Annotated in this window: 11 protein-coding genes; 6 read left to right on the top strand and 5 right to left on the bottom strand. The window is 59.3% G+C overall.

Annotated elements, in window-relative coordinates:
* Positions 1 to 158 precede the first annotated feature (158 nt).
* Positions 159 to 527, bottom strand: a complete 369-nt coding sequence (locus AB5Y48_RS13950; protein WP_368164860.1) for a hypothetical protein — start codon at positions 525 to 527, stop codon at positions 159 to 161.
* Positions 528 to 840: 313 nt separating this feature from the next.
* Here AB5Y48_RS13950 and AB5Y48_RS13945 point away from each other — a divergent pair, with 313 nt between their 5' ends.
* Genes AB5Y48_RS13945 through AB5Y48_RS13935 form a run of 3 tightly spaced genes read left to right on the top strand, consistent with a single transcriptional unit; the run spans position 841 to position 3,000 of the window.
* Positions 841 to 1,473 carry a topoisomerase DNA-binding C4 zinc finger domain-containing protein gene (locus AB5Y48_RS13945; RefSeq protein ID WP_368164858.1) on the top strand — a complete coding sequence of 211 codons (633 nt, stop codon included), beginning with the start codon at positions 841 to 843 and terminating at the stop codon, positions 1,471 to 1,473.
* A 25-nt stretch (positions 1,474 to 1,498) separates the two neighbouring features.
* Complete coding sequence (locus AB5Y48_RS13940; RefSeq protein ID WP_368164857.1) at positions 1,499 to 2,344, top strand: NERD domain-containing protein; 846 nt, start codon at positions 1,499 to 1,501, stop codon at positions 2,342 to 2,344.
* Positions 2,345 to 2,379: 35 nt separating this feature from the next.
* Positions 2,380 to 3,000, top strand: coding sequence for a Type 1 glutamine amidotransferase-like domain-containing protein (locus tag AB5Y48_RS13935; protein WP_368164856.1), 621 nt, complete (start codon positions 2,380 to 2,382; stop codon positions 2,998 to 3,000).
* A gap of 35 nt (positions 3,001 to 3,035) precedes the next feature.
* Here AB5Y48_RS13935 and AB5Y48_RS13930 read toward each other — a convergent pair whose 3' ends face one another.
* From AB5Y48_RS13930 to dapB, 4 genes are all read right to left on the bottom strand, one after another.
* Entirely contained in the window at positions 3,036 to 4,184 is a 1,149-nt protein-coding gene (locus tag AB5Y48_RS13930) for a DUF1615 domain-containing protein (RefSeq protein WP_368164854.1), read from the bottom strand.
* Positions 4,185 to 4,343: 159 nt separating this feature from the next.
* Positions 4,344 to 7,568, bottom strand: coding sequence for a carbamoyl-phosphate synthase large subunit (gene carB / locus AB5Y48_RS13925; RefSeq protein ID WP_050667057.1), 3,225 nt, complete (start codon positions 7,566 to 7,568; stop codon positions 4,344 to 4,346).
* Positions 7,569 to 7,589: 21 nt separating this feature from the next.
* Complete coding sequence (gene carA, locus AB5Y48_RS13920) at positions 7,590 to 8,726, bottom strand: glutamine-hydrolyzing carbamoyl-phosphate synthase small subunit (RefSeq protein ID WP_136613154.1); 1,137 nt, start codon at positions 8,724 to 8,726, stop codon at positions 7,590 to 7,592.
* Positions 8,727 to 9,320: 594 nt separating this feature from the next.
* Positions 9,321 to 10,133, bottom strand: a complete 813-nt coding sequence (dapB, locus tag AB5Y48_RS13915; protein WP_050667055.1) for a 4-hydroxy-tetrahydrodipicolinate reductase — start codon at positions 10,131 to 10,133, stop codon at positions 9,321 to 9,323.
* A 710-nt stretch (positions 10,134 to 10,843) separates the two neighbouring features.
* Here dapB and AB5Y48_RS13910 point away from each other — a divergent pair.
* From AB5Y48_RS13910 to rpiA, 3 genes are all read left to right on the top strand, one after another.
* Complete coding sequence (locus AB5Y48_RS13910; protein ID WP_368164853.1) at positions 10,844 to 12,169, top strand: Na+/H+ antiporter NhaC family protein; 1,326 nt, start codon at positions 10,844 to 10,846, stop codon at positions 12,167 to 12,169.
* Positions 12,170 to 12,238: 69 nt separating this feature from the next.
* On the top strand, positions 12,239 to 12,829 hold the full coding sequence (locus tag AB5Y48_RS13905) for a 5-formyltetrahydrofolate cyclo-ligase (RefSeq protein WP_050667053.1): 591 nt from the start codon (positions 12,239 to 12,241) through the stop codon (positions 12,827 to 12,829).
* An 88-nt stretch (positions 12,830 to 12,917) separates the two neighbouring features.
* Positions 12,918 to 13,574, top strand: coding sequence for a ribose-5-phosphate isomerase RpiA (rpiA, locus tag AB5Y48_RS13900; protein ID WP_368164851.1), 657 nt, complete (start codon positions 12,918 to 12,920; stop codon positions 13,572 to 13,574).
* Positions 13,575 to 13,594 lie beyond the last annotated feature (20 nt).

Here is a 13,594-nt window from a genome sequence, read left to right as displayed (position 1 = left end):
CAGATCCTCATGTGGTCGTCATAACGGCGAAACCCTTCGCTTCGCTGATGAGACTAGCCTACGCCCGCTAAAATACCTTGAACATTGAATTAAAAAGCTCACATCAATCGCTTTTTAAGATTAGCATCCCCCCTCTCCCTGGCACGGGATCGGCATGCTCATTGCGCCCCTTCATCGCCTCTCTCTGGAAAGGGAGAGGCTACCGAGACCAGATAGACGGTCATTCCGCGCTTGTGATCCCACGAACCACCGAGCGATTGAATCTCGCCGGGTTCGAGATACACGCTGTTGGTCAGCGTTCGGTAGCCCCCCTTTTTATCCAGCTGCAACAGCGTGATCTTATATTGATTGGGCTCCTTGCCGTCGCGCCTCACCTCAACCCACTCGTCCCCCTGCTCAAACTTCCACAGCGGCCCCCCTTCGGCGGGGATCTCGATGTACCGGCTTTGCGCTGACAGTGGCTGCACGGTCAATTCCGTCGCACTCGCGCCAGCGAGCAGCAGGCCAAAGAGTATGGCGTTTGTCATGATGACTTCCTTCCCGGTTCATATGGTATTGCCGTGGCACAAGGGAAACGGGCTGCCAGCAGGCAACCCGCTCTTGCTTCATAAAGGGTGGCAATCCTAACCAGTTTTCATCGCATAGCACAGGGGCCTCTCTCAACGCTGCTCCCCACGCCAGGCTGTCACTACCAACCGCTTGATCCTGCTCGCACTTTTCATCATTGAGTGATTTAACATCGCCAGACGACCCTGTATAAAAAGAAAATACCCTTGTCTGCTGTACCAACCATGGATATCAGGGGCTCCCAAGACGGAAGAGATCGACAAGGACATCACCATGGCCAAGTTCCTCAATACCAGTGCAACCAATTACTTTCTTGAAGAACTGATCAAGGACGCCAAGGAACGACTGATCCTGATCAGTCCCTTCCTCAAGCTCAATGACAGGATCAAGGAGCTGCTGACCGACAAGAACCGCCTCAAGATCGATGTGCGGATCGTTTATGGCAAAAGTGAGCTTCAGCCGGAAGAGATCAGCTGGCTCAAGGAGCTCACCTATATCCGCACCAGCTTTTGCAAAAACCTCCATGCCAAGTGCTACCTCAATGAAGAGATGTGCATCATCACCAGCCTGAACCTCTATGAGTTCAGCCAGGTGAATAACAACGAGATGGGGGTATTGATCCAGCGTTCGGGAGACAGCGACCTGTACCGCGATGCCTACGATGAAGCCCAGCGCATTATCCGGGTGAGCGAGGAGGTGCGCATCACGTTGGAACGCGTCGCAAGCGACAGTGACCAGCATGACACCGTGGCCACTCATGCAGGTCCCGCACCGGTTTGTCCCAAATGCGGTACAACCATGGTACTGAGGACCAGCAAACGGGGAGATACCAAGGGCAACAGCTTCTGGGGCTGTCCCAGCTATCCCAAATGCCGCAGCATCATCCCCATCGAAACACATCCTTGACCCAGGTCTGTAAAGGCTAAATCACATGGATATCACTGCTGCGATGGCCCCGCTGCTGGCACAGCTTTGGTATCTGCTGCCTCTGCTGCTGATTATCACTCTGATCAAAACACCCTGGTTCAAGGGGATGATCGGGGAGTGGTTTATCAATCTCAGCATTCGCCTTTTTCTCGACAAACAGGAATATCACCTGCTCAAGGACGTGACCCTGCCCACCCCGCAGGGCACGACCCAGATCGATCATGTGCTGGTGTCGCGCTTCGGGGTCTTTGTCATCGAGACGAAGAACATGAGGGGATGGATCTTCGGCCACCCGGATCACAAGCGCTGGACCCAACAGATCTATCGCAGCCGGCACAGTTTTCAAAATCCCCTGCATCAGAACTACCTGCATGTGATGACGCTCAAGTCCCTGCTGGGGCTGGCGGATCACCAGCTTCACTCCGTCATCTACTTCATTGGCGACTGCACCTTCAAGACCCCTATGCCGGACAACGTGATGAACCGCGGGCTCATTCGTCATATCAAAGGCAAAACCACACCGGTTTTGACACCTGCCGAACTCACCCGGGTTATCGACACCATTGAGCAAGGGCGGCTAGCCGCCAACTGGCAGACCCACAGACGGCATGTGGCCCAGCTGAGGGAACGCCATCAGACTTCTCCCCACTCTGCGGTCTCCGCCAACCCAACACCGCCTGTGGCCATGGTGTCCACCAACCAGAGTGAGACCCCGGCATGCCCCAGATGCGGCAATATTCTGGTGCTGCGTACGGCTCAGCGAGGGGAGAATAAAGGCAACCCATTTTGGGGATGCCATGCCTATCCAAGGTGCAAATACAGGGCCCCCTATTCCACCAGCAAGGAATAACAGATAGCCATTTGGCTCATTACAAGGAAAGGAAAGTGAAACGACTCTTTTTAGCCTCATCATTCGCCGATGTCGCCGACATCTTCGCGCAATTCTCACAGGGTGAGGGCAAGGGTAACACCGTGGCATTTATTCCCACGGCGAGCCTTCATGAGGAGATCAACTTCTATGTCGCCGCGGCAAGAGAAGCGTTCATCGCCATGGGGATGGAGGTCTGCGAGCTGGAGATAGCCACCGCCACAGAAGCCGAAATGTCAGAAGCACTCGAGAGGTGTGACTATATCTATGTTTCTGGTGGAAATACCTTTTTCCTACTGCAAGAGCTCAGAAAGAGTGGTGCTGACAAGCTCATCATCCGCCAGATAGAGGCAGGAAAGTGTTACATCGGCGAGTCCGCAGGGGCTATCGTGCTTTCTCCCGATATTTCCTATATCAAGGCGATGGATGATATCCGTGCCGCGCCCGATTTAGGGTCTCTTGCATCACTGGCTCTCGTCTCGTTTTATCCTCTTCCCCATCACACCGATTTCCCGTTTAAAGAGGTGGTGGAAGAGATTATCAACACGCTATCAGATGACATTGCGCTTTATCCCTTCAGCAACGCCCAAGCCATTGTGGTCACTGGTGACAAGGCCGAGATCGTGGGAAAACAGTGAGCCGCTATCCCGCTTGAAATAGCGGCCAGACAGGGTCAGCGAATCGTCGCCATCTTCCTGACGCAAGCTTGTTCGCGCTCATCCACCCGTTTGGCAAACCAGGCGGTGGTGAGGTTGCGGGTGATCTTGGGGCTTTTGAGCTGGATGCCGGGCAGGATGGCGCGCGGCAGCCGCTTGCCGGCCTTCTGGTCAGCCAGGGTGAAGACCCTGTGATAGAGGGCACTCTGGGCAAACTCGCTGCTATCGCCAAGCCTGAGGCTCTGATGGATGGCCGTCTTGCTCATCTTGAGCCGGCCGGCCAGGGTGTAGACGGCCAGCTCGGTGTTGCCGGGCTTGTCGGAGTCGTAACGAATCAGGTCCCCGTCCAGCGCCAGGGTCTTGCCACTTAGCCGGCTCACTGCGGCCTGGAAGGCAGCATTGCGGCTCGCATACCAGCCCGCGTTGAAGTCGGCGAAGCGATAGAGGGTATCGGGGTAGTCGGCCGGGTAGCCGAAGATGTGTTTGGTGCCAAACCAGATGCCGCCACGGCGGGTGAGCACCTCATGACGGATGGACTCCTTGACCGGATAGGGGTAGCCGCGGGCATTGGCCTCGGCAAAGGCCACACTCACCTGCATGGGACCGCCGGTACGCACCGGGTTCATGTTGCCAAAGAGCTGCTTGCCCATCGGTACCTCTCCAATCATGTCTTCAAAAATCTCGCTCATCTGCCGCTCGGTGCGAAGCGCATCGATGCGTGCGGCATAGGTTTTGCCAGTTGGAGATTGGATGGAGAGTGCGGTGCGCACCATGAATTCAGGGATGAGCAGCTTGCCGGCGCGGGCATTGATCTCCTTCCAGGCGATCTTGCTTAAATTGGATACCACGGGATCGGCCTGGTAGGTGGCCTCCTGCTCGGCCACCGCCAGCACGGTGCAGACGTTGTGATCGCTCACCGTCAACCCCTGGGTGGTGAGGGCCGTCACCACATCGTTGGCCCAGCCCGGTTTGTCCGCCACATTGCGTGGCAGGAACTTGACGATGCGGCTCTTCATGTCGGCCGGCTTTTGCGGCTGCATCGCCTTGGGAGTCGGGCGTCCCGCCGGCGTCACAGGGGCGGTCGGTGCCGGCGGCTCGCTGGCACAACCGGCGAGCAACAAGGCAAGAGAGAGGGCAGCCAGCGGCAGGCGTGGCAATCGGATCATCGGGGGCTCCCTGTCAGGCACCGACGAAGGGTGCGAGAAACAAATCGTGCCATTGTAGTGGAAGGGGAGCCTCTTTCGCACCCTTCCTCTGCCCCCTCAGGCGTGCACCGATAAAAAAACACCCCGCCGGGGCGGGGTGTTGGTGACGCTCAGGCTCGCTTAACGGGCATTGACCTGCTGATGCAGCTCCTGCACCGAGGCGACGCTCGCGGTAGCATCGACCGTGATGGCCATGCAGGCGGCGAAGGCGGCATTGAGGGTGGTGGTGTAAGCCACCTTGTGCTGCAGGGCGCCGCGGCGCAGCTGCTTGGAATCCTCGATGGCCTGGCGCCCCTCGGCGGTGTTGACGATGTAGGTGTACTCACCGTTCTTGATGCGATCCAAGATGTGCGGGCGCCCCTCGTGCACCTTGTTAACGAGGCGCGGGTTGATGCTCGCCTCCCCCAGGGTCACCGCAGTGCCGTGGGTGGCGTCGAGATCGTAGCCGAGCTCGAGCAGCTTGGCGGCCAGGTTGACCACCCGCTCCTTGTCGCCGTGACGCACCGAGAGCAGGGCGCGACCTTCGCGCGGCACCTGGTGACCGGCACCCAGCTGGGACTTGGCATAGGCCTCGGCGAAGGTGGCACCCACCCCCATGACTTCGCCGGTAGAGCGCATCTCCGGCCCCAGCAGCGGATCGACACCCGGGAACTTGGCAAATGGCAGCACCACTTCCTTCACCGAGTAGTAGGGCGGGATGATCTCGGTGGTGAAGCCCTGGCTCTTGAGGCTCTGACCGGCCATCACGCGGGCGGCGATCTTGGCCAGCGGCGCGCCGGTAGCCTTGGAGACGAACGGCACGGTACGGGCGGCACGGGGGTTTACCTCGATGAGGTAGATCTCGTTGTCTTTGACCGCGAACTGCACGTTCATCAGACCCACTACGCCGAGCTCCAGGGCCAATTTTCGCACCTGCTCGCGCATCTCGTCCTGAATGGCCTTGGAGAGGGTGTAGGGCGGCAGGGAGCAAGCGGAGTCACCGGAGTGGATGCCGGCCTGTTCGATGTGCTCCATGATGCCGCCGATGACCACGTCCACGCCGTCGCAGATGGCGTCCACGTCCACCTCGGTGGCATCGTCCAGGAAGCGGTCCAGCAGCACAGGAGACTCGTTGGAGACGCTCACCGCCTCGGCGAAGTAGCGGCGCAGGTCCTGCTCGTCATAGACGATCTCCATGGCGCGGCCACCCAGCACGTAGGAGGGGCGGACCACCAGCGGGTAGGTGATACGCGAGGCCAGGGCGACGGCCTGCTCCAGGGCGGTGACGGTGCCGTTTTCCGGCTGCTTGAGGCCCAGACGCTCGACGGCGGACTGGAAGCGCTCGCGATCTTCGGCGCGGTCGATGGCATCGGGGCTCGTGCCAATCACCGGCACGCCGTTGGCTTCCAATGCCCGTGCAAGCTTGAGCGGGGTCTGGCCACCGTACTGGACGATGACCCCCTTGGGCTGCTCGACCCGCACGATTTCCAGCACGTCTTCCAGGGTTACCGGCTCGAAGTAGAGACGGTCGGAGGTGTCGTAGTCGGTGGAGACGGTTTCCGGGTTGCAGTTGACCATGATGGTCTCGTAACCGTCTTCGCGCAGGGCCAGGGCCGCGTGCACGCAGCAGTAGTCGAACTCGATGCCCTGACCGATACGGTTCGGGCCGCCACCGATGACCATGATCTTGTCGCGGTTGGTGGGGTTGGCCTCGCACTCCTCGTCATAGCTGGAGTACATGTAGGCGGTGTTGGTGGCAAACTCGGCCGCGCAGGTATCGACCCGCTTGTAGACCGGGAAGATGTTGTGACGGGCACGCAATTTACGCACTTCCCCTTCGGCCACGCCCAGGATCTTGGCCAGACGCGCGTCGGCGAAGCCCTTGCGCTTGAGGCTGCGCAGGAAGTCGGCATCGAGGCCGGCCATGCCGCGCTCTTTCACCTGCTCTTCGAGTTTGACCAGCTCTTCAATCTGCACCAGGAACCAGGGGTCAATCTTGGTCAGGCGGAACACGCCATCCATGGAGAGACCGGCGCGGAAGGCATCGGCGATGTAGAAGATGCGATCGCTGCCGGCATCTTGCAGCTCGTAGCGGATGCGGGTCAGGGAGTCTGGGGCGTTGAGATCCACCATGGGGTCAAAGCCGCTCTTGCCGGTCTCGAGGCCACGCAGCGCCTTGTGCAGGGACTCCTGAAAGTTGCGCCCGATGGCCATCACTTCACCGACCGACTTCATCTGGGTGGTCAGACGGTCGTTGGCGCCGGCAAACTTCTCGAAGTTGAAACGCGGCACCTTGGTGACCACGTAGTCGATGGCCGGCTCGAAGGAGGCCGGCGTCAGGCCACCGGTGATGTCGTTCATCAGCTCGTCGAGGGTATAACCGATGGCGAGCTTGGCCGCGACCTTGGCGATGGGGAAGCCGGTCGCCTTGGAGGCGAGCGCAGAGGAGCGCGACACCCGCGGGTTCATCTCGATGATGACCATGCGGCCATCTTTGGGGTTGATACCAAACTGAACGTTGGAGCCGCCGGTCTCGACGCCGATCTCGCGCAGCACCGCCATGGAGGCGTTGCGCATGATCTGGTACTCCTTGTCGGTCAGGGTCTGGGCCGGTGCGACCGTGATGGAGTCCCCGGTGTGGATGCCCATGGGGTCGAAGTTCTCGATGGCGCAGACGATGATGCAGTTGTCGTTGCGATCGCGCACCACCTCCATCTCGTACTCTTTCCAACCGATCAGCGACTCGTCGATGAGCAGCTCCTTGGTCGGCGACAGATCCAGGCCGCGCTCGCAGATCTCGACGAACTCTTCGGTGTTGTAGGCGATACCGCCACCGGAGCCGCCCATGGTGAAGGAGGGACGGATGATGCAGGGGAAACCGACCATCTGCTGCACCTTCCACGCCTCTTCCATGTTGTGGGCGATGCCGGCGCGCGGGCACTCCAGGCCAATCTTGCGCATGGCCTGATCGAAGCGGTGACGGTCTTCGGCCTTGTCGATGGCATCGGCAGTGGCGCCGATCATCTCGACACCGAACTCCTTGAGCACCCCGTGGCGCTCCAGATCCAGGGCGCAGTTGAGGGCAGTCTGGCCACCCATAGTAGGCAGTACGGCGTCCGGACGCTCTTTCTTGATGATCTCACGCACCACTTCCCAGGTGATGGGCTCGATGTAGGTGGCGTCGGCCATCTCCGGGTCGGTCATGATGGTGGCCGGGTTGGAGTTGACCAGGATGACGCGGTACCCCTCCTCGCGCAGGGCCTTGCAGGCCTGGGCGCCGGAGTAGTCGAATTCGCAGGCCTGGCCGATGACGATGGGGCCGGCGCCGAGGATCAGGATGCTCTGAAGGTCGTTACGTTTTGGCATGAAACTCTTTCCTCTTATTCCTTAGGCGCGATACTGCTTAATCAATTCAATGAAGTGGTCGAACAGACCGGCACAGTCGTGCGGGCCAGGGCTCGCCTCGGGGTGACCCTGGAAGCTGAAGGCCGGACGGTCGGTGCGATGAATGCCCTGGAGCGACCCATCGAACAGGGAGACGTGGGTGGCGCGCAGGCACTCCGGCAGGCTGCTCTCGTCCACCGCAAAACCGTGGTTCTGGGCGGTGATCATGACGGTATTGTCATCGAGGCTCTTGACCGGGTGATTGGCGCCGTGGTGGCCAAACTTCATCTTCACCGTCTTGGCGCCGGAGGCCAGGCCCAGCAACTGGTGACCCAGGCAGATGCCAAACACCGGGGTATTGGTCTCAAGGAAGGCCTTGATGGCATTGATGGCGTAGTCGCACGGCTCGGGGTCGCCGGGGCCGTTGGAGAGGAAGATGCCGTCCGGGTTCATCGCCAACACCTCGGCAGCCGGGGTCTTGGCCGGCACCACGGTCAGGCGGCAGCCACGATCCACCAGCATACGCAGGATGTTGCGCTTGACGCCGAAGTCGTAGGCCACCACGTGGTATTTGAGCTGGTCGGCATCCGGGGTGACATGCCCCTTGCCAAGCTGCCAGCTCCCCTCAGTCCAGCTGTATGTCTCAGCGACGGTCACTTCCTTGGCCAAGTCCATCCCCTTCAAACCCGGGAAAGCACGGGCTTGGCTCAGGGCGTGGGCTTCGTCGAGCTGTTTGCCGGCCAGGATGCAGCCGTTCTGGGCACCCTTTTCGCGCAGGATACGGGTCAGCTTGCGGGTGTCGATATCGGCGATCCCCACGATGCCGTGGGCCTTGAGATAGTCGGAGAGGGATTGCTGATTGCGGAAGTTGGAGGCGAGGATGGGAAGATCCCGGATGATGAGGCCCTGGGCGTGGATCTGGGTGGACTCTTCATCTTCTGCGTTGGTACCGGTGTTACCGATATGGGGATAAGTGAGGGTGACGATCTGACGAGAATAGGAGGGGTCGGTGAGAATTTCCTGGTAACCCGTCATCGACGTATTAAACACCACCTCACCAACGGAACATCCCTCGGCGCCAATCGATACGCCCTTGAAGACAGTTCCGTCTTCCAGCACTAACAATGCAGTGTGACTCAAGACAACCTCCAGTTTTTTAGCTTTAAATTCAGCAATTTACCTGGGTGTTGCGGGCCTTCCTTCGGGTCTGTGGGACCCGCCTGGGCCGGCAGATTTCGGGCAAATTGCGCGCATTCTACTGAAAACTTGTGGCATTTCAACCAACAATCTCAGTGGCAATGCATTAAAATTCTATAAAAAAGCAACTTCAGTCATTATCTATGCATTTGGACACGATACAACCCCCACATCCAAACTTTTTTGCCACCCACAAACACAGATGAAGCCATGCGCCACAAATACAAAAACAAATTCGATTTAATTCATTTTTTTCATGCACTTAAAAACACAAAAACACGAAAACAAAACCAAAAAACAGCCCACAAAGGCACTGGAAATTTATAAAACAGAAGAAAAACGTTTTACTGGTTATGCATTTTTAATCTTTTTGGCACCGCCGGGTTGATGGTTGTTTGTTGGCCGTTTGATAACATCGCGATGACAGGGATCAGACGATAAGATTAACAAGGTGACGGGAAGGGATGGACAACTCAGCCAATTTTGATGCACTCAATAAAAAAGACGGCAAAGCCGCCTTTTTTCATATGTTTTAGCTCAGTTAAGCGCCAACACATCCTGCATGTTATAGAGCCCGGCTGGTTGTGTCCTGAGCCAACGGGCCGCGCGCACGGCGCCATTGGCAAAGGTAAGACGGCTCGAGGCCTTGTGGCTTATCTCCACCCGCTCGCCGATATCGGCAAACATGACGGTGTGCTCCCCCACCAGATCGCCGGCGCGAATGGTGGCAAACCCGATGGTGTTGCGATCCCGCTCGCCGGTGATCCCCTCGCGGCCGTAGACGGCGCACTCTTTCAGATCCCGGCCCAGCGTCTTGGCCACCACCTCACCCATGGAGAGGGCGGTGCCGGACGGCGCATCCACCTTGTGCCTGTGGTGCCCCTCGATGATCTCGATATCGGTGTACTCCCCCATCACTTTGGCGGCCTGCTCGAGCAGCTTGAACACCAGATTGACCCCGACCGAGTAGTTGGAGGCGAAGACGATACCGATCTCCCGGGCCGCCTGCTCGATGGTGGCTTTACCGGCTTCGTCGAAGCCGGTGGTGCCGATGACCATCATCTTGCCATGGGCACGGGCGACGGCGAGATTTTGCAGGGTCACCTCGGGGCGGGTGAAGTCGATGATAAGGTCGACCGCATCGATACATGATGCCAGGTTGTCGGTGATGGCCACGCCAAGCTTGCCAAGCCCTGCCAGCTCACCGGCATCGAGGCCTGTCACGGTCGAGCCGGGACGCTCCAGCGCCGCCCCCAGCACCACCCCTTCTTGCTCCTGGATAGCCTCCAGCAGTACCTTGCCCATACGTCCCTGGCAGCCCATCACGGCCACGCGGATCGGAGTCTCCATCGCCATCCTCATCTTTCGTTATGCATTGAGAAGCTCTCTGTTTTACCAGCCGGCTCCCGGTTTGCAAAGCCCCGAGCCTACTCCTCGATTTGCGTGTTACCGCACTTTTCACAGATAAGGTGCCGTGAAAACTCATCCATTGAGGTGATAAAGGGCCCCACCGCCCAGCCCTTGATCAAGCCGGCGATAAATTCCTTGCGAGAGCGGTTTGGCGCATCCTTAAACGGGCTGGGTTTTCTGACCAATACCAGAATATGGTCGGTCTACATCCCGCAATAGGCGCAGTAGTGGCGTTCGATACACCTTTCCATAACAGGAGTCATTTGATTTCCTTGCGAGCCCATCCCCAACACCGGGATAGCGCCGAGCCACAACTCAAATGAATACCAACCAAGACAACGAGGCCCAAGTTGTGGTCTATCAATCGGCCGAGGCCAACAGCCTGGGTCTCATATAAACCCCACAGCAAATCGAATATTACCCGGATTTTTCAGATATAAACGAATATATGACGGATTAATCTATGACTTCGAAATCACACCATAAAAAGGCGTATCCATCTGGACGGCTATCTTGACCCCAATGAGTTGACTCACTACTGTGGGCCCCCCAATGCGGCAGGATGCCCGCCCTGTTTTCCCCTATCCCGACCCGATAAAGGCACAAAGCAGTTCACGACAGGAGGTCATTGTTCAATTTCAGAGGAACACATGATCCAGACCCAACCCAGCGCCCGGGCCCTGCTGCCCTTGCTGCTCTTTCTTGCCCTCTTTATCGGTACCGGCACCTGGCTCACCCTGCAAGGGGTCGAGTTCGCCTTCTATCAACTGCCCGCCCCGGTTGCCGCACTGCCTGCCGTCGTACTCGCCCTGTTCATCGGCCGCGAGGGGCTGAGCAAGAACCTCGAGACCTTCTTCAAGGGGGTGGGCGACAGCAACATCATGGCCATGTGCCTCATTTACCTGCTGGCCGGCGCGTTTGCCAGCGTGGCCAAGGCAACCGGCGGAGTGGATGCCACCGTCGCACTGGGCCTGTCGCTGATACCGGGCTGGGCCCTGCTGCCGGGTCTGTTCCTGATCTCTGCCTTTATTGCCACCGCCATGGGCACCTCCATGGGCACCATTGGCGCTGTCGCACCTGTCGCCCTGGGGGTCGCCCAGAGCGCCGGACTCGATCCCGTGCTGGTGGCCGGCGCCGTGCTGGGCGGCGCCATGTTTGGCGACAACCTCTCCATCATCTCGGATACCACCATAGCGGCGACCCGCAGCCAGGGGTGCGAGATGAAGGACAAGTTTCGTGAGAATCTGATGATCGCCGCCCCGGCCGCCCTGCTGGTGATGATGGGCTATCTGCTGCTCGGCCACGTGGCAGAAGTACCGACGCAGCAGTTGGACCAGTGGGTCAAGGTGCTCCCCTACCTGCTGATCCTGGGGCTGGCGCTCTCGGGCATGAACGTCTTTTTGGTACTGGGCACCGGTATCCTGGCCGCCGGTCTGGTCGGGCTGGCCGGCAGTGGCTATCAGCTGGGTCAATTTACCCAGGATATCTACAAGGGTTTTACCTCCATGCAGGAGATCTTCCTGCTCTCCATGCTGATCGGTGGTCTTGGTGCCCTGATGGAGCGCCAGGGGGGTCTGGCCTGGATCACGGGTCATATCGCCGCCCTTATCCAGCGCTTCAGTCGTGGCCATGACACAGACCAGAACGAGAAAGCCGCCGAGCTTGGTATCGCCTCTGTAGTGAGCCTCACCAACGCCTGCACCGCCAACAACACGGTGGCCATCATAGTCGCGAGCAAGGTGGCCAGAGAGCTGGCCGAGCAACACGGGGTCACGCCGCGCCGCGCCGCCTCTCTGCTCGACATCTTCTCCTGCGTGGTACAGGGGCTCATCCCCTGGGGTGCCCAGGCGCTGCTGCTTGGCTCCATCTTCGGCCTGTCGCCGCTGGCCGTCATCAGCATGAGCTTCTACCCCATGGCCCTGGCCCTGACCGCCATCCTGGCCGTCTTTGTCAAACACCAGATGCGCGCCCGCTGATCCCGGCACACGGGGCCATGCACAGGCTGGCCCCGCAGTGATATGCTCCGGTAGTCACAAGGAGTTACCATGTCAGAACGCCATACCCTGCGTCAGCAGATCCGTGAACGCCGCCGGGCGCTGAGTGCCGAGCAACAACATCTGGCGGCCCAGGCCCTGCTTGAGCGCATCAAGAGCCATCCCGATGTGGCCCGCGCCCGCCGCATCGCCTTCTACCTGGCCAACGACGGCGAGATCAACCCATTGCCGACCATTCACTGGCTCTGGGCTCAGAAGAAAGAGATCTACCTGCCGGTGGTGCACCCCTTTACCCCGGGTCATCTGCTCTTCTTGCACTACACCCCCACCTCTCCCATGGTGCGCAACAAGTTCAATATCGAAGAGCCCGAGCTCGATATGGAGCGCGTGCTCCCCTATAGCGGTCTGGATCTCATGTTCACCCCCATGGTGGCCTTCGATGCCGACGGTAACCGGCTCGGCATGGGCGGAGGCTATTACGACCGAACCCTGGCCTGCTGGCAGCAGCACAGGCTCGGTCCCAAACCCATAGGCGTCGCCCACGACTGCCAACTGGTGGAACAGATCCCCCGCGAAGAGTGGGATGTCCCTCTGCCCGAGCTGCTCACCCCGTCACACCACTGGCACTTTGAAAAAACGTGAGATAACCCTCATCCTACCGACGCCAGGCGGTCGCCCCGAGCGGCTGGCTTGGCTATAATGCGCCCGCTTTTGTTCCCAAGGATCACTCATGACTCAAGATGAAATGAAAAAGGCCGCCGGCTGGGCAGCCCTGGAATACGTGGTTCCCGACACCATAGTCGGGGTGGGTACCGGCTCCACCGTCAACCATTTCATTGATGCCCTCGGCACCATCAAGGATCGGATCAAGGGCGCCGTTTCCAGCTCCATCGCCTCCACCGAGCGTATGCAGGCCCTCGGCATCAAGGTCTTCGATCTCAACGAGATCGACAGCCTCTCCGTCTATGTGGATGGTGCCGACGAGATCAATGCCAGCCGCGACATGATCAAGGGAGGCGGCGCCGCCCTGACCCGCGAGAAGATCGTCGCCGCCGTGGCCGATCAGTTTATCTGTATCATCGACAACACCAAGACGGTCGAGGTGCTCGGCACCTTCCCCCTGCCGGTCGAAGTGATCCCCATGGCACGCGAGTATGTTGCCCGCGAGATCCGTGCTCTCGGTGGCAACCCGGTCTGGCGTGAAGGGGTGGTCACCGACAACGGCAACCAGATCCTCGATGTACACGGCATGGCCATCACGACCCCCAAGGAGCTCGAGGCTCGCCTCAACGCCATCGTCGGCGTGGTGACCAACGGCCTGTTTGCCGCCCGCGGTGCCGATGTGGTGGTGATGGGTACCCCCGATGGGGTCGTCACTCTGAAGTGATTTGATCAATATCTTATGCG

Origin of the sequence: Aeromonas sp. R6-2, from assembly GCF_040908155.1 — a bacterium.
GTDB classification, from domain to species: Bacteria; Pseudomonadota; Gammaproteobacteria; order Enterobacterales; family Aeromonadaceae; genus Aeromonas; species Aeromonas schubertii.
This window is presented reverse-complemented; position numbering and strand designations above follow the sequence as displayed.

Coding starts and splice junctions, on each gene's coding strand:
- rpiA (WP_368164851.1), top strand. CDS start 12,918: ATGACTCAAGATGAAATGAAAAAGGCCGCCGGCTGGGCAGCCCTGGAA.
- AB5Y48_RS13940 (WP_368164857.1), top strand. CDS start 1,499: ATGGATATCACTGCTGCGATGGCCCCGCTGCTGGCACAGCTTTGGTAT.
- dapB (WP_050667055.1), bottom strand. CDS start 10,133: ATGGAGACTCCGATCCGCGTGGCCGTGATGGGCTGCCAGGGACGTATG.
- AB5Y48_RS13905 (WP_050667053.1), top strand. CDS start 12,239: ATGTCAGAACGCCATACCCTGCGTCAGCAGATCCGTGAACGCCGCCGG.
- carB (WP_050667057.1), bottom strand. CDS start 7,568: ATGCCAAAACGTAACGACCTTCAGAGCATCCTGATCCTCGGCGCCGGC.
- AB5Y48_RS13950 (WP_368164860.1), bottom strand. CDS start 527: ATGACAAACGCCATACTCTTTGGCCTGCTGCTCGCTGGCGCGAGTGCG.
- AB5Y48_RS13945 (WP_368164858.1), top strand. CDS start 841: ATGGCCAAGTTCCTCAATACCAGTGCAACCAATTACTTTCTTGAAGAA.
- AB5Y48_RS13930 (WP_368164854.1), bottom strand. CDS start 4,184: ATGATCCGATTGCCACGCCTGCCGCTGGCTGCCCTCTCTCTTGCCTTG.
- AB5Y48_RS13910 (WP_368164853.1), top strand. CDS start 10,844: ATGATCCAGACCCAACCCAGCGCCCGGGCCCTGCTGCCCTTGCTGCTC.